At 39.3% G+C, this 20,550-nt stretch carries 19 protein-coding genes; 9 read left to right on the forward strand and 10 right to left on the reverse strand.

The features are described 5' to 3' along the window. Positions 1-392: 392 nt before the first annotated feature. The 3 genes from VBD025_RS04520 to VBD025_RS04530 all read left to right on the forward strand — a co-directional run bounded on the left by VBD025_RS04520 (position 393) and on the right by VBD025_RS04530 (position 3,241). Positions 393-1,016 (forward strand): hypothetical protein, encoded by a 624-nt coding sequence (locus VBD025_RS04520; protein ID WP_430789697.1) that lies wholly within the window; start codon positions 393-395, stop codon positions 1,014-1,016. A gap of 388 nt (positions 1,017-1,404) precedes the next feature. Further along, complete coding sequence (locus VBD025_RS04525; RefSeq protein ID WP_430789698.1) at positions 1,405-2,670, forward strand: MFS transporter; 1,266 nt, start codon at positions 1,405-1,407, stop codon at positions 2,668-2,670. Beyond that, entirely contained in the window at positions 2,624-3,241 is a 618-nt protein-coding gene (locus VBD025_RS04530) for a TetR/AcrR family transcriptional regulator (RefSeq protein ID WP_430789700.1), read from the forward strand. The genes VBD025_RS04525 and VBD025_RS04530 overlap by 47 nt, the downstream gene beginning before the upstream one ends. Before the next feature lie 231 nt (positions 3,242-3,472). On the opposite strand, the gene VBD025_RS04535 is transcribed toward VBD025_RS04530, so the two are convergent. From VBD025_RS04535 to VBD025_RS04550, 4 genes are all read right to left on the reverse strand, one after another. Then, the gene (locus tag VBD025_RS04535; RefSeq protein WP_430789702.1) at positions 3,473-3,640 is read right to left on the reverse strand and encodes a hypothetical protein; all 168 of its coding nucleotides are present in this window, start codon (positions 3,638-3,640) and stop codon (positions 3,473-3,475) included. 37 nt (positions 3,641-3,677) lie between these two features. Then, on the reverse strand, positions 3,678-4,391 hold the full coding sequence (locus tag VBD025_RS04540; RefSeq protein WP_430789704.1) for a geobacillin-26 family protein: 714 nt from the start codon (positions 4,389-4,391) through the stop codon (positions 3,678-3,680). A gap of 290 nt (positions 4,392-4,681) precedes the next feature. Then, a complete protein-coding gene (locus VBD025_RS04545; protein WP_430789706.1) occupies positions 4,682-5,251 on the reverse strand; it encodes a class I SAM-dependent methyltransferase in 570 nt (189 codons plus the stop codon). A 12-nt stretch (positions 5,252-5,263) separates the two neighbouring features. Then, positions 5,264-5,677, reverse strand: a complete 414-nt coding sequence (locus VBD025_RS04550; RefSeq protein WP_430789708.1) for an RrF2 family transcriptional regulator — start codon at positions 5,675-5,677, stop codon at positions 5,264-5,266. A 227-nt stretch (positions 5,678-5,904) separates the two neighbouring features. Between VBD025_RS04550 and VBD025_RS04555 the strand changes: the two genes are divergently transcribed. Both VBD025_RS04555 and VBD025_RS04560 read left to right on the forward strand, forming a co-directional pair. Next, entirely contained in the window at positions 5,905-6,591 is a 687-nt protein-coding gene (locus VBD025_RS04555; protein WP_430789710.1) for a response regulator transcription factor, read from the forward strand. Next, positions 6,578-8,650: a histidine kinase dimerization/phospho-acceptor domain-containing protein gene (locus VBD025_RS04560; RefSeq protein ID WP_430789712.1), complete on the forward strand. Its 2,073-nt coding sequence runs from the start codon at positions 6,578-6,580 to the stop codon at positions 8,648-8,650. The genes VBD025_RS04555 and VBD025_RS04560 overlap by 14 nt, the downstream gene beginning before the upstream one ends. A gap of 171 nt (positions 8,651-8,821) precedes the next feature. On the opposite strand, the gene VBD025_RS04565 is transcribed toward VBD025_RS04560, so the two are convergent. Continuing rightward, positions 8,822-9,280, reverse strand: coding sequence for a staygreen family protein (locus VBD025_RS04565; protein ID WP_430789714.1), 459 nt, complete (start codon positions 9,278-9,280; stop codon positions 8,822-8,824). Positions 9,281-9,492: 212 nt separating this feature from the next. On the opposite strand from VBD025_RS04565, the gene VBD025_RS04570 reads away from it, so the two are divergent. Further along, positions 9,493-9,888 (forward strand): VOC family protein, encoded by a 396-nt coding sequence (locus VBD025_RS04570; protein ID WP_430791264.1) that lies wholly within the window; start codon positions 9,493-9,495, stop codon positions 9,886-9,888. An 89-nt stretch (positions 9,889-9,977) separates the two neighbouring features. On the opposite strand, the gene VBD025_RS04575 is transcribed toward VBD025_RS04570, so the two are convergent. Then, entirely contained in the window at positions 9,978-10,388 is a 411-nt protein-coding gene (locus VBD025_RS04575) for a MerR family transcriptional regulator (RefSeq protein ID WP_430789716.1), read from the reverse strand. 249 nt (positions 10,389-10,637) lie between these two features. Here VBD025_RS04575 and VBD025_RS04580 point away from each other — a divergent pair, with 249 nt between their 5' ends. Beyond that, positions 10,638-11,678 carry an NAD(P)-dependent alcohol dehydrogenase gene (locus VBD025_RS04580; protein WP_430789718.1) on the forward strand — a complete coding sequence of 347 codons (1,041 nt, stop codon included), beginning with the start codon at positions 10,638-10,640 and terminating at the stop codon, positions 11,676-11,678. Between the two features lie 633 nt (positions 11,679-12,311). On the opposite strand, the gene betA is transcribed toward VBD025_RS04580, so the two are convergent. Both betA and betB read right to left on the reverse strand, forming a co-directional pair. Next, positions 12,312-13,994, reverse strand: coding sequence for a choline dehydrogenase (gene betA / locus VBD025_RS04585; RefSeq protein ID WP_430789720.1), 1,683 nt, complete (start codon positions 13,992-13,994; stop codon positions 12,312-12,314). 238 nt (positions 13,995-14,232) lie between these two features. Then, positions 14,233-15,690: a betaine-aldehyde dehydrogenase gene (gene betB / locus VBD025_RS04590; protein WP_430791266.1), complete on the reverse strand. Its 1,458-nt coding sequence runs from the start codon at positions 15,688-15,690 to the stop codon at positions 14,233-14,235. Positions 15,691-16,074: 384 nt separating this feature from the next. On the opposite strand from betB, the gene VBD025_RS04595 reads away from it, so the two are divergent. After that, complete coding sequence (locus tag VBD025_RS04595) at positions 16,075-16,971, forward strand: glycine betaine ABC transporter substrate-binding protein (RefSeq protein ID WP_430789722.1); 897 nt, start codon at positions 16,075-16,077, stop codon at positions 16,969-16,971. Positions 16,972-17,441: 470 nt separating this feature from the next. Further along, a complete protein-coding gene (cudC, locus tag VBD025_RS04600) occupies positions 17,442-18,020 on the forward strand; it encodes a choline uptake/conversion transcriptional regulator CudC (RefSeq protein WP_430789724.1) in 579 nt (192 codons plus the stop codon). A gap of 435 nt (positions 18,021-18,455) precedes the next feature. Here cudC and VBD025_RS04605 read toward each other — a convergent pair whose 3' ends face one another. Together VBD025_RS04605 and VBD025_RS04610 are read right to left on the reverse strand one after the other, a co-directional pair. Next, positions 18,456-19,463, reverse strand: coding sequence for a FecCD family ABC transporter permease (locus tag VBD025_RS04605; protein WP_430789726.1), 1,008 nt, complete (start codon positions 19,461-19,463; stop codon positions 18,456-18,458). Beyond that, positions 19,460-20,467: a FecCD family ABC transporter permease gene (locus tag VBD025_RS04610; protein ID WP_430789728.1), complete on the reverse strand. Its 1,008-nt coding sequence runs from the start codon at positions 20,465-20,467 to the stop codon at positions 19,460-19,462. Before VBD025_RS04610 ends, VBD025_RS04605 begins: the two co-directional genes overlap by 4 nt. Between the last annotated feature and the right edge of the window lie 83 nt (positions 20,468-20,550).

Consider the following 20,550-nt stretch of genomic DNA (forward strand, 5'->3'; position numbering starts at 1 on the left):
CAAATAAATAGGATATGATTGTAATATGAAGTATACTCGAAAACTGCTTCAAATAAATATTATTATAGAAAGCCAACTCATATGGTATGTGAGTTGGTATTTTTAATGGGGGTAGAGCGTGGGGTTTTGAAAGTTCGAATCCTTCTATTCCCTTTATAACGAGGGTGATTTATTGGACCATCTAGACAAAGAGTAGCTGAAGAAAAATAGAGCGACCGGTAAAAACCAAAAAGAATAATGGGAAACAATCTGATAATGAGTGGCATGATCTTATGGGTATGAATCAAGATACGTATAAACGTGGTAAAGGTGGGGCTGTTAGAAGTAATAGGAGATAAAGAAGGAAAATACTCCCATTTGTCGAATAGGTAATTAAAGGGAGGTACATATTGTTGAGATTTGAGAGCAAATATTTAATCAGATGGGGAATGCCAGGATGGATTGTATTACTATGGTTTTTAGTTACTTCTTATTTTGGTGATTTTTATAATTTTAAATTACAATCAGACAATGTTGTAAAGGTGTTTAGTAATTTACTAGTTTTCATTTCTTTAGGCATAGTCATTGGTTATATAATAAATATATTCTATTTTTCTATTTTTTGGTTACGCCTGAATAATAGGGATATTAAATACACTACAAAAATTCTGGAAGAAAATAATATTACATTGCCCAGTAACAAAAATGAAGTATATTTCTATATTGAGTATTTATGGCAATCAAATTTAAAAGAAATGGAGGAATATAAATTAAATTATATCTCTGAAAGATACCGGCATTTATTAAACCGAAAGCACGAGCTCGGATCATTAATGTTTTGCTTTATATTTTGTTTCCCTATAAGTTTAGCTTTTATAACTAGAACGTGGTTTAATGATATGTTTATTGGATGGGGATTTGTAAATTTCGCCTTTTTTTCGCTTTCTTACCTATCCTATAAATATTACTCCAAAAACACAGATTATTTTATGGCAAAAACATTAGATGAATTATTAAAAAAAAGACATTCCACATGAATGTCTTTTTTTATATGGAGGTGAAAACATGAATCCTCAGTGAATAAAAGACAAACTAATCAAGTCTGTACATCATATTAAACGAAAGAATTGATGATATAGAAAACCTTGTAACTGTTGAAGTCAAACGTTTAAAAGATTTATTTAAAAATTTATAAAAATCAACTGGATGTTGCAGAGGGACAAGCACTCAAGCTTCACTATTAAGAATTTTATAGATGTTAATTGGAAAGACATTTTAACAGGTCATTTTACATATTTAAGCGGACTTTCAAAAACTTTTCTCAAAATAGGCTTAAAAAACAGTTGCAAAATGACACTAGTGTCGATATAATGACATTAACCAATAACGACACCGATGTCGTTTAATCGAAAGAGGGAGATCGGAATGAAAAGTTTAGTGAAGAACAAGGGATATATGACGTTAATGAGTGCGCAGGCGATTTCAAGTATTGGTGACTGGTTGAGTATAGTGGCGATTATCACGCTTGTTGGACTGAAGTGGAACGCGTCACCTATCGAAGTTTCCCTGGTTATTCTCTGTTTGGCTGTTCCAATGGCGTTGCTTGGTCCAGTAGCGGGTATGGTGGCCGATCGCTTCAGTCGAAAAACAATTATGATTATCTCGGATTTCACCCGGGCAGGATTGATTCTTGTCCTTACCGTCGCAAGTTCACTTTGGATGGTGTATGTCACACTGTTTGCAATCGGTATACTTTCGGCAGTATTCATTCCAGCGAAGAATGGCAAGTTGAAAGAGGTTGTTGGGGAAGGTGATATGAAGGCTGCTATGTCGATCACTTCCATGATTGATTCATCGACAAAAATTATTGGGCCGCTCCTTAGCGGGGTTCTCGTTGTGGCATTTGGTGCGCAGCAGGTATTTTTTATCGACTCTGCAACGTTCGTTGTCTCAGCAGTATTGTTGCTTTTCTTACCTAATGCCATAAAAGTAGAGTCTGCTGAGGAAGACGAAAAGAAACAAGGGTCATTCAAAAAGGAGTTCGTCGAGGGACTTTCGTTTATCAAATCAAGCCGTTTTATGGTAATCGGTTTACTGATGATGGGGGTCAGTCTTTTAATTCTTCAATTGGCCGATACGCAGCTTATTGTTTTGATCCGGGAGTTAACGAACGCTTCGCCTGATTTGTTTGGATATCTAGTTACTGGATCTGGTCTTGGTATGTTCTTTGCGGGCTATCTGCTAGCTAAGAAAACCAATTATAAGCCATACCCGCTTATGCTGATTGGTGTTTGTGGTATTGGATTGAGTTTTGGTATGATGGGAGTACTAACGAATTACGATCTTGACTATTCCATAATCTGGGGACCGGTTCTAGGATTTGTCGCAGGATTTTCGGCCAGTCTGCTTTTTGTGCCATTCCAGGCGACTGTTCAAGTCGATACACCTGTTCATATGACGGGTCGAGTCTTCGGGGTTATCAACAGTGTTATGACAACGGCAACGATTATTGGCCCATTGCTAGGAGGGTGGCTGGCAACGGTTATTGGGGTTATTCCAACATTCACCATTACAGCTAGCTTGCTGGTTCTTGTGTCGCTGATCGGGTATGTTACAAGAAGGAAAGTAGAACGGGGGAATTCACATGGCTCCACGAGTGAGCGAGGAGCATCTGCAGCAACGACGAGCTAATATTATGAGCGCAGCAAGGGATGTCTTTATTGAACACGGTTATGAAAACACGACGATGAAGCACGTTATGGATGCAGCTGGGGTCAGTCGTGGCGGACTCTATCAGTATTTTTCCAATAAGGAAGACTTATTCGAAGCCATCATTGAAGTTGGACTTAGTAAGGAATCCGAAAACATAAATAACAAGCTGAGTACGACTGAATCGTTCTGGAAATTGCTCATGCAGATGCTATTTGGAGAAGAGGGAAAACCTGACGCCAAGATGGATCCACTCGCACCAAGCAAACTGGAATTTTTCATCACTGGAAGAAACGACGTGCGACGTCGAGACTATGCCAAAAAGCGGTATAACTTAGCGGTTCGTCTTTATACCGATGTTATCAAAGCTGGTCAAGATGCTGGTGAATTCAGCGATCGTTTTGACAGCGTACTGCTTTCGCGATCCATCATTAGTTTCACGGATGGTCTCGCTCTCGATGATGCCATTTTACCGGAAAATGGTGTACAGGTGGAAGAGCAGTGCAGTTTGTTTGTTGAGTATTTGCGAATGGCTTTGGAAGTAGGAAAGTAAGACAAGTTGTAGATCCGTTATATCCTTCCAAGGTATGCCTTGGTGATTTATCAGAGCTTCCTATTGATTCAAGTTCCAGATTTTTTCAGTTGAACTAAGTAATACTGTATTAGATGAATTAAATAATGAAATCTAGCCTCTTCAAACGCTTGAACACGTTTGAAGAGGTTCTTTTTATACCAAAAATAAAATTAAAAGGAACAAACGTTCTCTTCCTGTACACAAATTTCATTAAATGAATAACAACGTTACAAAAAAACCAAATAACCCTACCGAAATATAAGCATAACCAATAATTGTACTATTTCTGTTTTTATTCTTTTTAACAAACAAAAAGTAGATTCCTAAAAATATTAAAAATAACGTTATAAAGGAGATCCCAAGTTTTAATAAAATCATTTTTTATCACTCGTTTCTAAACATTTAATAACCTTTATTAATAAAGAATATCGAAATAAGTAGCTCTTGCCCAGTTAGCATTTTGACCCAACTTCACAGCAGCATCTAATGTTGCACCATATGCCCCTAGAGCAGCTAATCCTGCAGTTAATGTTCCTGCACCTGCTGTTGGAACAGAAAGAATAAAGGCTAAGAATGATAAACCTAAAGTAGTAAGGGAGGTGCCAATTGCCCTAATTTCATAGTAATTAATATTTTCTACATATCCTTGATATCTTGTTAATTGTGATTTATTTGAAGTGGTACGGGTAACATTTTGATATTTATACTTGATTAAAGATTTTCCATCAGGTCTTCTTAATTGCCAGCGTTCAGGTGAACCGTGAGTAATTGTATATTCGTAGTTAATAAATGTGTTTTGTTTAGTAGTGGCTGCCATTATTCCGAAATCTGTTTGTGAAGAAGATACATCAGGTGAGATAGAACCTGATTCTACGTATTCTTCAGCCAAAGCATCTAAATCGAAAACCCTCTCTTCTCCATCTTCTTCAATTGTTAAAATGTTAGAATCTTTATCGAGAGTTGCTTCAATTTCTTCTCCATCTTCTAGTGACACAGCTATTCTTTCAATATCGTTATCTTTAACAATATTAATGCCTTCTTTAACCGTTTCTCCGTAACTAATAGCTGGTAAAACAGTCGCACCAAAAACAACAACAGCTAATAAAACACCTAACAATTTTTTAAGCATTTACTACTCCTCCTTCTCTTTTCTAATTTATCTAGTTTATTTATTCTTTTATTAAGAACTATAACCCTTCTTTTAAAAGAATATTTCGTTCGACAAGATTCTTATAGACACGATTTCGATTGCCTTCAGGGCAACCTTTTTCGTCTTAATGGCGCAGAAGTAAAATACATAGAATTAGGTAAGTGGCGAAATAGCCCCTTTATTAGAGAGTGAGAGTAAATTAACTACTTATATATTATATAAGGTTGTTATAACATGGGTTTATGGTAGTTTTAATAGTTATCGAAAAATTAACCCGTCTTCTGCGCAACGAGCATGTATAGTGATTCAGCTGGGAAAAATTTCTCCGTAACCTGGAATCCTGCTTCTTTCATTTCCCGTTCCATTCCTTGCATAGTAATTCTCGGTGCTTTTTCGGAACTTCCTTTTGGTTCAAGTTCCAGACAGATTAGGTAGCCTTCTTTTTTCAGTACATTTTTCATTTGCTGCAGAAGCGGTGCAAGCGGCTGAATTTCATGCAGTACCAGAGAAGCTATGATTATATCGATAGAGTCATCAGGTACAGGTAGAGCTTCCATACTTCCCTGAACTGATACAATATTCGTGAGCTGTTCTTTCAAAGCTTTCTCATTTATTATTTTCAGCATGGCAGTGTCAATATCTAAGGCGTATACGTTGCCTGTGATCCTTTTCGCTGCAGGGATGGAAAAATATCCTGTTCCAGCGCCAAAGTCCAATATGCTGTCCGTTTCTTTTATAGGAATCATGTTCAGCAGCTGTTCTGGCGAGAATTGTTTTCTTCGTTCGGGACTTTCCAAGTACGATACTTTTCCTTTGCTGTGCTTGTGTGAGTGATTCATATAGATCCTCCTTTAACTTTTTTCTTCCTTCTGTTTGGATTCTGCCTCTTTCGCAATATCGATAATAAGCTTTGATTCCAGATCATCTTTCATATTTTCTTCTGCCTGCTTCATGACGCTCTCAATCAAGCAGCCTTCATGATGAATGGAGCAATCGAACAAGCTGGTATCTCCTTCAATCGCATGAATAACGTCCAAAAAGGATATGTCATGTTTTATCCTGGAGATTTTATAGCCTCCCTTCGCGCCAGGCGTCGACTCGATCAAACCGGCTTTCGTAAGTTTGGTTAGTATCTTAGAAAGGTACGTCGGAGAAAGATGCTGCATTTCGGCTAGTTCCTGAACTCCCACCGAGTTGCCACCAGGCTGCAGCATTAAATGGACCATCGTATGCAGGGCATAGTTTGTTGCGTTTGAATACCTCATGATAAACCTCCTCATCGTTATAAAAGATATTAAAGACTCTTAATGTCTGTAATATAAAAAAGTTTATCACTAGACGTGAAGGAAGTCAACTTGTTGATTTTTGAACATACTAAGAAAATCTTAAGAATTGTATCAAGTATTTATTAAGATTTAACTGATATGATGCACTTAGAAGCTATAATAAAGAGGTGATAAATGGTGAAAATTTCATTTAGGAGTGAATTTCCGTGAACATATTAGTTTGTGATGATGATACAGCAATTGTCGATGCGATAGAGATTTATTTAGAAAATGAAGGCTACCAAGTATTCAAAGCTTTTAATGGAATAGAAGCCATAGAAGTAATCAGAGATCACGAGATCCAGCTTATTATCATGGATATTATGATGCCTAAGATGGATGGGATCAAAGCTACCATGAAGATTAGAGAAGAAAATAGTATTCCATTGATCATGCTTTCTGCTAAATCGGAGGATTCGGATAAGATAATCGGATTAAATTTAGGGGCTGATGACTATATTACCAAGCCATTTAATCCTTTGGAATTGATTGCAAGGGTTAAATCCCAGCTGAGAAGATATACAACCTTTGGAAGTCTTGAAACGAGGAGTAATGTATATCAGACCGGGGGGCTGATGGTCGATGATGAAAGTAAAACGATCACGGTCGACGGGGAGGAAGTGCGTCTAACCCCGGTGCAATATAAAATAGTAAAGCTTTTGACTGCAAACGCTGGAAAAGTTTTTTCCATTGAGGAGATCTATGAAAAGGTTTGGAATGAAACGGCTCATAGTCCGGAAAATACAGTATCTGTTCATATTAGAAAGATTCGAGAAAAAATAGAAATTAATTCAAAGGAGCCAAAATACTTGAAAGTGGTGTGGGGAGTTGGATATAAAGTTGAAAAAATATAGCCATTCAATTATAACAAAAATAGTTGTTTTGATTATTGCGGTTTTATGTGTCATGGGTATCATGAAATCATTTATAAATGGAGAGATCGTAAATGATGGAGACTTTAGCAGCGTGGTGGATGACCATTATTTTGAAAGCAGGAGCTTTGTTCAGGAAAGTGAAAATCTCATTGGGACCCTCACAACTTTAATAGAGGAATATAAGAATGAAGAATATATTAAAAGTGGCGGAACAATTGATGAGGATGAATGGAAAGATGAGGAAGAAAACTTATTATTAGATTATCAGCACCACTCTAATAGTTATAATCCAGCGTTAAGTAGAGAAAAAAATTATGAAACATTTAAACAGGAATATGCTGCTGAAATTTCTCAGGCGAAGGATAGGATGATTCAGGAGGATCTAGAAGACTTTTATTTTCTTATGCAAAGACTTGAAGATTATGAAGCACCGTTGTTTTATGCCAGCGATGGCGAAAATGTATTTTCAAATACAAAGCTGACAGATAAAGAACAGTTTAAAAGCTATCCTTCTTATATGATAGCTGAAGATTATCAACGCGAATTTTTTCCAAATAAAGTAGAACAAAATGAATATTTATATCGGATAACAGACCATCTAAATGAATTGAATCCAGAAAACACGGTTATGTATCTTGCTTTTACGGAAGAAACTTTAAATGCTCAAATAGAAGAATGGGAAAGCAATAAAGCTATAGCTACAAAAAATTTATATTATATAGCATGGTTCTTGTTAGGATTTATTCTTTCATTTGTCTACCTGGTACTCGTGACAGGAAGAAAATCATTTAAGGATCACGACGTACACCTTTATGCAGCTAATAAATTGTATAACGATATTAATATTGCAGCTTGTATATTCCTAATTTTGCTATGGGGCACATGGATGGCGGAAGTATCTAATAAAATTGATTTATTTTTCTTTCCCATTACCTTTCCTATAGTTACCATAGGGTTGCTGCTGATACTGTCACTTGTGAAACATGTTAAAAATAAAACGCTTATCAAGCATACATTGTTCTTCAGTATCATTTATACGTTAGTTAAATTTGTAGGGGATGTATATAGAAGCGGAAGTACCGGAGTTAAGACGGTATTAATTGTAATTGGCTATCCACTATTAATTGCGTTAACGTTCTTCATCTTCCCGATAACCATTGGTATAGCAGCTTGGTTTGCTTATAAAAAAGTCAAATCCTTTAAAGCTTTACAGGATGGGGTAGAGACAATAAAGGACGGAAATATACACCATCGAATCGAAGTGAATGGCAAAGGAGAGTTTGCAGGACTTGCTTCCGATATTAACAGCATCACGGATGGGTTGAAGAAAGCAGTTGATAATGAACTCAAGAGTGAGCGGTTAAAAACGGAGCTGATCACCAATGTATCACATGATATAAGAACGCCTTTAACTTCTATTATTACGTATGTCGATCTTTTGAAAAATGATAAGGATTCAGCTAAGACAGACGGTTATATTGAAGTGTTAGATCGAAAATCCAAAAGGCTAAAACTATTAACAGATGATTTATTTGAAGCAGCTAAGGCCACAAGTGGAAATATCCCAGTTTCTTTAGAAAAAATTGATATCGTCTCCTTAATTACGCAAGGTCTGGGGGAAGTGAATGACAAAGTAGCTGTCATGGATTTAGATTTTAAGGTAAATCATCCTAATGAAAAAGTCTATGTTACTGCTGACGGTAAGTTATTGTGGAGGTCCATAGAGAACTTGTTATCTAATATATTTAATTATGCTCTTGAAGGATCAAGAGTATATATAGATATTGTCGATTTGGGCGATGAAATACTGATCACTTTCAAAAACATCTCAGCAACTGAATTAAATATCACAGCAGACGAACTAATGGAGCGTTTCAAAAGAGGCGATGAGTCCAGAACGAGCCAAGGAAGCGGGTTAGGATTATCGATTGCGGGTAACTTAATTGAAATACAAAAAGGGAAATTTGATATACATGTTGACGGAGATTTGTTTAAGGCTAGGATCTATCTGCCTAAGCATCAATCTAGTAATGAGTGATAAATAAAAAGCAATGATTGGAATAGGATATCAATTGATGTCCTATTCTTTTTTACATTCAGATCAGCCAATTAAAGTTAATACGGAAGCTGCCATCAGTTGCATACTTTTCTCCAATTTTTATTCCATAAAAGGGTGAGTGTTAGAGGAAACAAAATTCGAGGAATTTTATTAAAATCCGGGGGTAGCATATTTTGCAAAAGTACCCCAATTTTCTATCGTATTAAACTGAGGATAGCTTGATATAAAGTGAACGATTATTGGAGAGTTATTCAATTCAGGATGTGACATGAAAAATCTGCTATCTCCATATCTGATTGCTTCCAAAGCGAGTGGTAGTTCACGCCTGAATATATCATTTCGTGTAGCTGCAACATCCTGATTAAATTGTCCATCTACGTCCAAATACACATGGTATACATAGCAATCTCTAGTCATAATCCACTCACCACGTACTTCATCTCTCATAGGGTTAATTTTATCCCAGGCAAATCTTAATCCAATTGTTAAAAAAAGATCTCCGGTAAGATCCGAATGGGTTAGTGTATAGCGTCTATGGATTATAGGTTCTGTAGGCGTTATTCCTTCTCTAAATTCAACATAAAGCTTTTCGGGGTTGAAAACGCTCAAGTAAACACATCCCAATACTTTTTTCTTTTATATTATGAAGTTTATTAATCATTTAGTACTTGGTTATTATGGTTAACTCGGATTGTATTCCACAACACGCCGATATTTTACAGAATGAACATAGATTTTTTTGAAAATGAAGCAGGTGTTCGCACGTCCTGTGCAGAATATATATAGTGGGAACAAAATTTGCGGAAGTGCAGGTGAGAAGTATGGGAAGAATGGTTCATTTTGAAATTCATGTGGATGACATGGAAAGAGCGAAATCGTTTTATGGTGATGTGTTTGATTGGAAATTTGAAGATTGGACGGACTATGCGGGAATGCCTTATTTCGGAGCTGTAACGGGTGATGCAAATGAAATGGGAATTAACGGAGCGTTGATGCAGAGGCAAGGTCCACCTCCAGAAGCAAACCAGCCGTTGAATGGATTTGCTTGTACAATGGGCGTTGCAGATTATGATTCTATCGAGAAAAAGATTTTGGAAAAAGGCGGAACAGTCGCGATGCCAAAATACGCACTTCCTGGAATGGCGTGGCAGGGTTACTACAAGGACACGGAAGGAAATTTATTCGGGATTCATCAGCCAGACGAGAATGCGAAATAGGTATTAAAATAAATAATGCCTTTTGTCCATGTTAAGGGCAAAAGGCTGTTTATTACGATATCCAGTATGTAAATCTATTTCTCTGGATGCTATCGAGTGATTTCTATTTTATTTTCCTTATGAATATCCTCTGTGCCAGCATCAAGCGCAGTCTTGTAATAAAGGCATTTATACTCAATAAGCTGCATTGTCTTTTTTAATTCTGCCATCTGTGCCTCTACAGTATCCTTCCGTTCCAAAAACAAATCATATCTTTGTTGAAGCGAGGAATCCCCTTCCGAACACCAATCAATAAAGTTTTTAATTTCCTTGATAGGCATCCCTGTTGCTTTTAAGCATTCAATGATCTTTAGTGCCTCGATATCGGATTCTTTAAATACTCTAGTCCCGCTGGATGTACGTTCCACAAATGGCAGTAGTCCCTCTTTGTCATAATAACGCAGCGTATAGACGGTAAGGTCCAGCTCTTTTGCTATTTCGCTAATGGAATACTTCTTCATTTTGTATCTTCCTTTCTCAACGTAAACTTCGAGTTAACTTTAGGTTTGTGGAGAGGAGTCTACCATGAACCATGAGGACTGTCAAAACCCTATAGAGGAAAGTATGAAAAAATCAATCTTTCTACTTGACCTCGAGTTAACTATAAGGCGTACCATGTTGTTTAAAGAGAACAAGCGAAGTTGAGTTAGAGGTAACTTTTTATAAAAGCTCTGTTTCTCTTAGAATGATATTAATAGGAGGATTTCATTATGGTAACTGCTAAAGCAAGAGCTGTCGACGGACCAGATAAATCGTTCCGACCAGCTGAAATTCAAAGGCGCGATCTTGATTTATATGATGTTTTAATTGAAATAAAATATGCAGGGATATGCCATTCGGATATTCATACTGCACATGGTGAATGGGGAGAAGTAAACTATCCTCTTGTACCTGGTCACGAGATTGCGGGTTTTGTGACAGCAACTGGATCAGAAGTAACGAGCTACAAAGTAGGAGACCGCGTCGGTGTAGGTTGTATGGTAGGTTCATGTGGTGAATGTGAGAACTGCCGCAAAGGCGAGGAACAATACTGTTTAAAAGGGAATGTCCCAACTTATAATGGTGTTGATAAATACGGAGAGCCAACTCAAGGTGGCTATTCTACCCATATTGTAGTTGAAGAGGATTTCGTATTACGAATTCCAGACAATATTGAGCTTGATGCGGCAGCACCATTACTTTGTGCAGGTATTACTACATTTTCACCGTTAAACCACTGGAATGCTGGTCCGGGAAAGAAAGTCGCTGTAGTTGGTATGGGTGGTCTTGGACACATGGCTGTTAAAATCGCGTCCGCTATGGGTGCAGATGTTACCGTGCTGTCACGGACTTTAAATAAGAAAGAGGATGGATTAGAATTTGGAGCGAGTGAATACCATGCAACAAGTGACCCTTCGACATTTGAAAAACTAGCAGGAAAATTCGACCTGATTATTAATACGGTCAGCGCAAAAATTGATATAAACGCGCATCTCTCCTTGCTAACTTTAAATGGTACACTTGTAAACGTTGGTGCGCCTGCAGAACCATTGGAGGTTAATGCATTTTCGCTAATTGGTCATCGTCGTTCGTTTGCAGGATCATTGATTGGAGGCATCCGTGAAACCCAGGAAATGCTGGATTTCTGTTCTAAACATGACATTGCTCCCAGCATTGAAGTCATTTCTGCCGATCAAATTGATGAAGCGTATGAACGCGTTTTAGGGTCCGATGTGAAGTATCGATTTGTTATTGATATAAGTACCATGTAAATGGAGTAAATTTTTCACGCAATTAGAGACCGTTCATGTTAGTTGAACGGTCTCTTTTTTTTATTTCGATGCCTGGCCGGTATTATGCCGAAAGTGGATTGTATTCTAGTGAATCTGGCTTGTATTCACTCGAAAGTGGCTCGTATTTCATGGAAGTCGGACTATATTTCGCGCGTCGGCTGGTATTATGCCGGAAGAGGATTGTATTCTGGTTAAACTGGCTTGTATTCACTCGGAAATGGCTCGTATTTCATGGAATCCGGACTGTATTTCGCTGCCCCGCCGGTATTATGCCGAAGAGGATTGTATTCTGGTTAAACTAGCTTGTATTCACTCGGAAATTGCTCGTATTTCATGGAAGTCGGACTGTATTTCGCTGCCCCGCCGGTATTATGCCGAAGAGGATTGTATTCTGGTTAAACTGTCTTGTATTCACTCGAAAGTGGCTCGTATTTCATGGAAGTCGGACTGTATTTCGCTCGTCGGCTGGTATTATGGCGGAAGTGGCTTGTATTCACTCCGAAGTGGCACGTATTTCGCCCAACCTGTAATGTATCCCGCGAAATAATTAAAAAGAAGGAGGCCGTTCTAATCACAAGAACGGCCTCCTTCTAGTTTTCATACAATTATAACTTACTTCACACCGGTACCTGCATCGGCAGGGTGAACGCCATGACGGTAATAATCTTTATACTCAGGCTTCATTGGTCTTTGGCCGCGAATAATATCAGCTGCTTTTTCCGCCAACATCAACACTGGTGCATGGATATTTCCATTTGTTGTATGCGGCATAGCAGATGCATCTACTACACGCAGATTTTCAAGGCCATGAACTTTCATGGTCTTCGGGTCTACGACTGCCATTGGGTCGGAAGCAGGACCCATTCTTGCTGTACAAGATGGATGAAGTGCTGTTTCCGCGTCATTTGCTACCCACTCCAAAATCTCTTCGTCTGTTTGAACAGAAGTTCCAGGTGAAATTTCACCCGTACTGTAAGGTTCTAATGCTGGCTGCGAAAGGATGTCACGTGAAACGCGTATTGCTTCAATCCATTCACGGCGATCGGCTTCGGTAGATAGATAGTTACAGACGATACTTGGATGCTCGAAAGGGTTACGTGAACGGATTTTCAGGCTACCTCTCGAGTTTGAATACATCGGTCCAACGTGTACTTGGAATCCGTGCTCCGTATCGGCTTTTTTACCATCATAACGAACCGCAAGTGGTAGGAAATGGAACATCAGATTTGGATATTCAACTTCGTCATTCGAACGAACGAATCCGCCACCTTCAAAATGGTTCGTTGATGCTGGACCGGTGCGTCCAAGCAGCCATTGCAAGCCAATCCAAGGCATTTTAGCTTTATTTAAGCTTGGCTGCATGGAAACTGGCTGCGGACAAGCGTGCTGAATATATACTTCAAGATGATCCTCAAGGTTTTCTCCTACGCCTGGTAAGTCCAAGATCGGTTCAATGCCAACTGAGCGCAAATGCTCAGGGTCGCCTACACCGGACAATTGTAATAACTGCGGTGTGTTAAATGCACCACCGGAAAGTATAACTTCTCCCGCGTCAACATGATGGGTTTTTCCGTTCTGTTTGTATGTGACACCTTGCGCAGTAGTACCATCAAAATTGATGCTGGTAACAAAAGCACGCGTCTCTACGGTAAGATTTTTGCGTCGCATGGCAGGATGTAAATATGCTCGTGAAGCAGAAACCCGTCTGCCATTATGAATTTGGCTGTCAAATGGACCAAATCCTTCTTGACGAAAACCGTTTACATCGGGTGTCCTTGCGTAACCAGCCTCAACTCCAGCATCGAAAAAAGCCTGGAATAAAGGGTTCTTGGCAGGTCCGCGCTTTAATTTGATTGGACCATGGTGACCGCGGTATTCATCCGCGTCGTCTCCAATGGTTCCTTCCAGTCGTTTAAAATATGGTAGACAATGGGCATAATCCCAATCTTCCATTCCGTTATCGGATCCCCAGCGATCGTAGTCCATCGGGTTACCGCGCTGGTAGATCATGCCATTTATCGAACTTGATCCCCCGAGTACTTTTCCTCGAGCGTGTGCAACACGGCGTCCCTTCATATACGGCTCCGGATCCGTAGAATAGATCCAGTCATAATTGCTATTGCCTGATGGAAACATTAATGCTGCCGGCATTTGAATAAATAGATCCCAGAAGTGATCATTGCGGCCTGCTTCCAGAACGAGCACGCTGCTATTCTTATCTGCACTTAGACGGTTCCCAAGTACAGAACCTGCACTGCCCCCGCCGACAATGACATAATCGTATTTTTGATTCATATAAATCCCTCCATAAAAAAATTAAATGCTAGTTGATTACATTACTTTTTGTTAAGTTTATTAAATATATTTTTAACGGTTTAAACAATATAAACGTAACATGTTTTGAAACCCTTGTAAAACTTCAAGTAGTAATCTCGTGTTTGAAAGCCCTGCAAGGTACATGCTGGTAAAACGTAAGATAGCTCTAAACCTTTTTACTAAAGAAGGCTTAGAGCTATTAGATTTACAACAGAAATTATTTAAACCAATTAACAGGCTCAGGTTGTGTATTACGATAAATGTGCTTAACCTCAGTATATTCTTCCATACCTTCTGAACCAAGCTCACGGCCAATGCCTGATTGCTTATAGCCGCCCCACGGTGCTTGTGCAAAGTAAGGATGGAAGTCGTTAATCCAAACAGTACCCATTCGCAAGCGTGCCGCTACAAATTCTGCCTTATCCAAATCTTGTGTCCAGACAGCTCCTGCCAAGCCATAAATCGTATCATTCGCTAATTTGACTGCTTCTTCTTTAGTCTGGAAGGTTTCTACCGTTAATACCGGTCCGAATACTTCTTCCTGGACGATACGCATATCGTTTGTGCAGTTAGTAAATATAGTTGGCAGATAGAAAAAGCCGTCTTGCAGTTCAGGATTATCAGGACGTTTTCCGCCAACAGCTAGCTTGGCGCCTTCGTTTAGGCCGATTTCCACGTAGCTTTCAACTTTTGCACGGTGTTCTGCAGAAATCATTGGTCCGCTTTGTGTGCTTTCATCAAAACCATTGCCTAATTTGATTCTCTTTGTACGTTCAACCAGTGCTTCAACAAATTCATCATGAATGCTTTCTTCAACTAAAAGTCTGGATCCGGCAGAGCACACTTGTCCTGCGTGGAAAAACACAGCGTTTAACGCCTGGTCAACCGCTGTTTCGAAGTCAGCATCGGCAAAGACGATATTTGGATTCTTTCCGCCGAGCTCAAGTGCGATTTTTTTCACATTATGACTGGCTGCCTGCATGATTGTTTTTCCGGTTTCAATGCCACCAGTGAATGAAATTAAATCAACATCATTACTACTTGCTAGTTCTGCACCAGTCGATGCTCCGGAACCAAGCACGATGTTGGCTACACCTTTTGGTACACCAACCTCTTCTATTAGTTTAAAGACTTTAACGGTTGTTAATGGTGTGATCTCACTCGGTTTCATCACAATAGTATTACCTGCTGCCAAAGCCGGTGCAATCTTCCATGCGGCTTGCAATAAAGGATAATTCCATGGTGTGATTTGCCCACAGACGCCGACTGGCTCGCGAACAACTTTACTTTCGCTGTTTGGTATCGGTGATGGAATCACTTCACCGCCATTTTTATCTGCTAAACCACCGAAATAAAGAAAAACATTTGCGATGTCTGCCATATCACCAAGGCTTTCTTCGAGTGTTTTACCAGTATCCAATGACTCGAGTTCGGCCAGTTCTTGCAGATCTCGACGGATTAATGTACCGATTCCGTATACGAGCTCCCCACGTTCGCTAGCAGGTAATGTGCTCCAGCTTCCTTCATCAAAGGCAACCCGTGCTGCTTGAATGGCTGCTCGCGTATCTTCTTCATTTCCTTCCGCAGCTGTTGCAATAACTTCTTGATTAAAAGGGTTAATAATATTTCGTGTTTCACCGGATTTGGCGTTGATCCATTCACCGTTTATATACATTTTTTGTAAATTCAAATTATCACTCCTTTATATTTATATAAGCATATCGTTAAATTTGTTAAATAAAAATTAAATATTGTTAATAAAACAATCGTAACAGTACTTTTAATTACTTGTCAAACATTCTAATGATGAGAAATTGCTCTATCCTCCGTTTATTAATTAAAAAACACGATGAAATAAAAAAACCGATTTGACAAAACTAAATCTTTCGTTAACCTATTAGGTAGGGCAAAACGTTTAAAAAATATTAAATGTTTTTATTTTATTTAACAAAAGGACAAAGTTAGTTGTCTGAAGTACCTGCTCGCACTCATGGCAAAAGTGTGTGTGTCTTTAAAGAATGTTTGCCGAAATACAAATCAGAAGGGTGTTTGACTATCAATGAGTTTTCGCAGAATTTCTCAATTAATTTTATTTACTATCCTGCTTTTTGTACTCGCAGCTTGCAGTTCAACTAGTGGAGATGACGATTCGGGTAGTAATGTCGAATCGAAGGAAAGCAAAGGAAAAATTACGATTGGACAGATTAACTGGCCAGAAAATGTTGCAGTAACAAATTTGTGGAAGGCAATTCTGGAAGATAAAGGTTATGAAGTAGACTTAAAACTTCTTGGAATGGGTCCTCAGATGGCCGCTTTAGCTGCAGGGGAATTAGATGTGGCACCAGAAATCTGGTTGCCGGTGCAAGATAAGAGTTACTATGAACAATATAATGAGAAAGCTAATTTTTTCGAAGATCCTTGGTATGAAAACGGGAAAGTCGGATTGGCCGTTCCAACGTATATGGAAGATATAAACAGTATTGAAGATTTAAAAGAAAACAAAGAAAAATTTAATGGTGAAATAGTAGGCTTTGAGTCTGGTGCAGGAACTATGCTGGTAACGCAAGATGTAATTAAGGAATATGGTCTTGATTATGAATTGGTATCGAGCAGTACGGCAGCAATGATTTCAGCTATTAAGAAAGCAGTTAAACAAAAGGAACCTATCGTTGCACCGTTATGGAAACCACATTATGTGTTTTCTGAAGTGGACTTAAAGTTCTTGGAAGATCCGAAGGGAACTTTTGGCGGAGTAGAAAAGATCTACATGGCAACTCGTGATGAATTTGCAAAAGACAATGAAGATGTAAGTAAGTGGTTAAAAAACTTTAAATTGAACGACAAGCAGCTTGGTGAATTGATGCTTGCTGTGAAAGATAATGAAGAAGATCCTGTTAAAGGCGCACAAAAATGGATGGAAGAAAATCAAGATGTAATTGATAAGTGGATGAAGTAATCATCAGAGAAGGAGACGGTACTCGATTACGAGGACCGTCTCTTTTTTTTGCTTCAGCATTAGATAAGAATACTGAAAAAAGAGTGGATGTAGTACAAATTATAGCGGATCTACGATCGCATCTTCGAATATACTACGCTTTCCGCGGGCACGGCTTCAGCTTCTTCGGAATGCAAAAACCGCTATTCCTCCGATATCTTCAGCCAGTGCGGTTCCCGCAGGAGTCTTCGTATATTCGAAGTTGCTTAGTAAGAGTGTAAAGAATAAATTTAATATCTACCACTTTTTTAGTAGCCTCTTCGCTGAAGCACTTAATTATTTCAGGCGGCGAAAGTTGAGTTAGTATGCTCTTGCTTAGTTTAAGTTGCAACTTGGTAATATTAATTATAAAATATAAGAAACATTTAATTTAAAATTAATTAATTTAACAGCAAATATGCTCTTGTTTTCCACAAAAAAGAGGTGCCGCAATGGAAGTAAACCGGAATAACGATAATAATGAAAAAGCTAAAGAAAAAATTGATCAGGCCGAAAGTATGATGGTTAATACGATCTCTGAAACGATGGATCTTTATGGAGTTACTCCTTCAGTAGGACGTCTGTATGCAACTATGTATTTTAAACATCAGCCTCTTACACTGGATGAAATGAAAGAAGCACTCGGGATGAGTAAACCTAGCATGAGTACATCTGTTAGAAAGCTTCAAGAAATCAATATCGTTCAAAAAGTGTGGCAGAAAGGCTCTAGAAAAGATACATTCATGGCTGAAAAAAACTTCTTCAATTATTTTTCTCAGTTTTATGGTATGAAATGGGAACGCGAAGTGAGTATGTTTATGGTCAGTATTAAGAAGGCTAAAGAACAACTCAATGAGGTCATTGAAAATAGTGAAACAGATGAAACATTACTAGAAAGAGCACGATTGGATTACCAGCAACTCGATGATGCCATGATCTATTATAAGTGGCTGGATAAGCTCACTAAACTTACTAAATCCGGTGAGATATTTGATTATATACCCCTTGAAGATGCAGGTGAAAGAGAATAGTTAACAGGTAGGTTTGTAAAAAATATAATAAATTATTCATAAAAAGTAAGCTCAGCGCCACTGAGCTTACTTTTTTTTATGTTGGAAAAGACATTTGTCTTTCCAAGGTCTCGGGTTTTCCGTTGTTTATAAGCAGGAACGTTTCCGAAAGTGAAAATTGAGCCAGAAAGTAGATCTGTCTCACCGAATATTTTCCGAAATTACTAAAACCACCTGAAAATAAGCGCAGGTTTTTAGAACCGCGCAGCCTTTTAATAAATTCGCGCACCCCTTCGTTAATATCGCGCACCAACTGGCTGGTGCGCGATTTTCTATTGGATATGCGCGATTATTATCCATCATTACGCGTTTTTGTACTAACCATGCGCGATTCAACGGATTTCCCCGCATAGTTGCATATTCTGAAGTGTTTTATATATATTCTGGCAACTTGCTTTATTTCCTCAATAGTAAATACATAAAATATGGTGCGCCAATTAGTGCGACCATAATCCCAGCTGGAATGCCGCTTGGGTCGAGGATGTTGTGGCCGATTGTGTCTGCTACGACTAGTAGCCAGCCGCCGATGAGTATGGCAACAGGCAGAAATAGTTGATTTCTTGGGCCAACTAACGCCTTCGCAATATGTGGGGCCATTAATCCGATAAAGGAAATGCCTCCTGTTACAGATACTGCGGAAGCGGCTAAGGCAACGGCGGTTAACAGTAAGATGATGCGTTCTTTATCAATGGATACACCGACACCGATTGCAACCGGCTCGCTTAGTCCGAGTATATTTAAGCGGTTGGCTTTGTATAGTGTGAATGGAATCAGTATGAGTAACCAAGGGAGGAGCGCCCAGATAAATGGCCAGTCCGTTCCCCAAATATTACCTGCCAGCCATGTGGCGATAAAGTCTACCTTTGTTTGGTCTGCCGATGAAATAAGCACAATCATTACACCTGACAGTGCGAATGAAAATCCAATTCCGATCAGTAGTAGCCGCACGGGTTGAAGTCCTGTCTGTTTGTCATAGGAAAACAAGTAGATTAAGAAGGCTGTCAGTAATGCGCCGAGAAATGCCACAAGTGGAAGCAGATAGATGAATGACCCTGCCTCAATTGGGAAAAACAAAAAGAATAAGGCAATGGCAACGCCGGCACCGGAGTTTATTCCGATGATACCGGGATCTGCTAAATCATTACGGGAAACCCCTTGTAAAATTGATCCGGATAAAGCCAGTGCCATTCCTGCTAACAAGGTAATCAGCATTCGTGGAAGTCGAATGGAAAATAAAACAAATTCCTCTTTGAATGTTCCCTGGCCGAACAGTGCTGGAATCAATCTGTCGTAGGATACAGTTGAGTAGCCGATTCCCATTCCAATTGCGGCAGTGACTAATATAAGTGCTGTAAGGACTATTAGAATTACGCGCTGTTTTCTGATCAATGAAGGATTTATCATGCGAACATGTTCCCTCCTTTACGAACGATGATAAGGAAGAAAGGTAAGCCCATTATAGCTACAATGGCTGCCACCGGCGTTTCGTATGGAGCATGAATGGTGCGTCCTAGTGTGTCGGCCAGGAGCATAAATGTTGCTCCGACAATCGCAGACATTGGGATGATCGAACGATAGTCGGTTCCGACGATGCCGCGAACGACGTGCGGAACCATTAATCCGATAAAGACCATATTCCCTACTAAGGCGACGGCAGCACCTGCAAGCAAGGTCATAATGATGAATAAAACGAACTTGATTTGTGTTGTTTTTTGCCCTAACCCAACTGCCACCTCTTCATTCAAACTAAGGATGGTAAGCTGTCGTGAGAGCATTAATGCTATTACGATTCCAAGAACGATAAAAGGAATAATGACTTGAAGCTGACTCCATGATGTGCCAATCATACCTCCAGCAGTCCACATGGAGACGTTTTTGGAAATCGTAAAATAAAGCCCCACACCTTCCGCAATGGCATAGAGGAAGGCTGAGACGGCAGATCCCGCCAATACGATACGAAGCGGGGAAAACCCAACTTTTTTCATGGATCCGACACCAAAAACCATGATCGCTCCGGCTGCTGATCCAATGAAGCAGGCAATCATGATTCCGAAATAATTGGCGGAAGGTATGAAAGCTATCGTGATAGCTAATGCTGCATTAGCCCCGGCGGATAATCCAAGCAGACCAGGATCGGCCAAGGGATTTCTGGTCATTCCCTGCATGACTGCACCGGATACGGCAAGGGACGCGCCGACGAAAATAGCTGCCACTTCACGTGGGAAGCGGATCTCTCGAATAATCGATATGTTTTTACCGGTCGCATTGGAGGTAATGGCTAGCCATACATCTTTAACTGCAATGTCGGCAGCGCCAAATACACATGCAATAACAAACATAGCGATTAATGCTAGAATTCCGGCAATTAGTTTATAAATAAAAGGCAAGCGCTGTTTTTCTTTTGTCATAGTTTCTCATCTTTTCTTTCATAGAATAGGGAAGAGGAACTCTTATGGTAAGAATTCCTCTTAAAAAAATTTGCAGGGATTAC

It is taken from the genome of Virgibacillus flavescens (assembly GCF_050574275.1).
Lineage (GTDB): Bacteria > Bacillota > Bacilli > Bacillales > Amphibacillaceae > Virgibacillus_F > Virgibacillus_F flavescens.

What these genes read in the sequence shown, in the direction of transcription:
- VBD025_RS04525 (WP_430789698.1), top strand. Translation starts at nt 1,405, where the DNA reads ATGAAAAGTTTAGTGAAGAACAAGGGATATATGACGTTAATGAGTGCG.
- VBD025_RS04530 (WP_430789700.1), top strand. Translation starts at nt 2,624, where the DNA reads ATGGCTCCACGAGTGAGCGAGGAGCATCTGCAGCAACGACGAGCTAAT.
- VBD025_RS04535 (WP_430789702.1), bottom strand. Translation starts at nt 3,640, where the DNA reads ATGATTTTATTAAAACTTGGGATCTCCTTTATAACGTTATTTTTAATA.
- VBD025_RS04540 (WP_430789704.1), bottom strand. Translation starts at nt 4,391, where the DNA reads ATGCTTAAAAAATTGTTAGGTGTTTTATTAGCTGTTGTTGTTTTTGGT.
- VBD025_RS04545 (WP_430789706.1), bottom strand. Translation starts at nt 5,251, where the DNA reads ATGAATCACTCACACAAGCACAGCAAAGGAAAAGTATCGTACTTGGAA.
- VBD025_RS04550 (WP_430789708.1), bottom strand. Translation starts at nt 5,677, where the DNA reads ATGAGGTATTCAAACGCAACAAACTATGCCCTGCATACGATGGTCCAT.
- VBD025_RS04570 (WP_430791264.1), top strand. Translation starts at nt 9,493, where the DNA reads ATGGGAAGAATGGTTCATTTTGAAATTCATGTGGATGACATGGAAAGA.
- VBD025_RS04575 (WP_430789716.1), bottom strand. Translation starts at nt 10,388, where the DNA reads ATGAAGAAGTATTCCATTAGCGAAATAGCAAAAGAGCTGGACCTTACC.
- VBD025_RS04580 (WP_430789718.1), top strand. Translation starts at nt 10,638, where the DNA reads ATGGTAACTGCTAAAGCAAGAGCTGTCGACGGACCAGATAAATCGTTC.
- betA (WP_430789720.1), bottom strand. Translation starts at nt 13,994, where the DNA reads ATGAATCAAAAATACGATTATGTCATTGTCGGCGGGGGCAGTGCAGGT.
- betB (WP_430791266.1), bottom strand. Translation starts at nt 15,690, where the DNA reads ATGTATATAAACGGTGAATGGATCAACGCCAAATCCGGTGAAACACGA.
- VBD025_RS04595 (WP_430789722.1), top strand. Translation starts at nt 16,075, where the DNA reads ATGAGTTTTCGCAGAATTTCTCAATTAATTTTATTTACTATCCTGCTT.
- cudC (WP_430789724.1), top strand. Translation starts at nt 17,442, where the DNA reads ATGGAAGTAAACCGGAATAACGATAATAATGAAAAAGCTAAAGAAAAA.
- VBD025_RS04605 (WP_430789726.1), bottom strand. Translation starts at nt 19,463, where the DNA reads ATGATAAATCCTTCATTGATCAGAAAACAGCGCGTAATTCTAATAGTC.
- VBD025_RS04610 (WP_430789728.1), bottom strand. Translation starts at nt 20,467, where the DNA reads ATGACAAAAGAAAAACAGCGCTTGCCTTTTATTTATAAACTAATTGCC.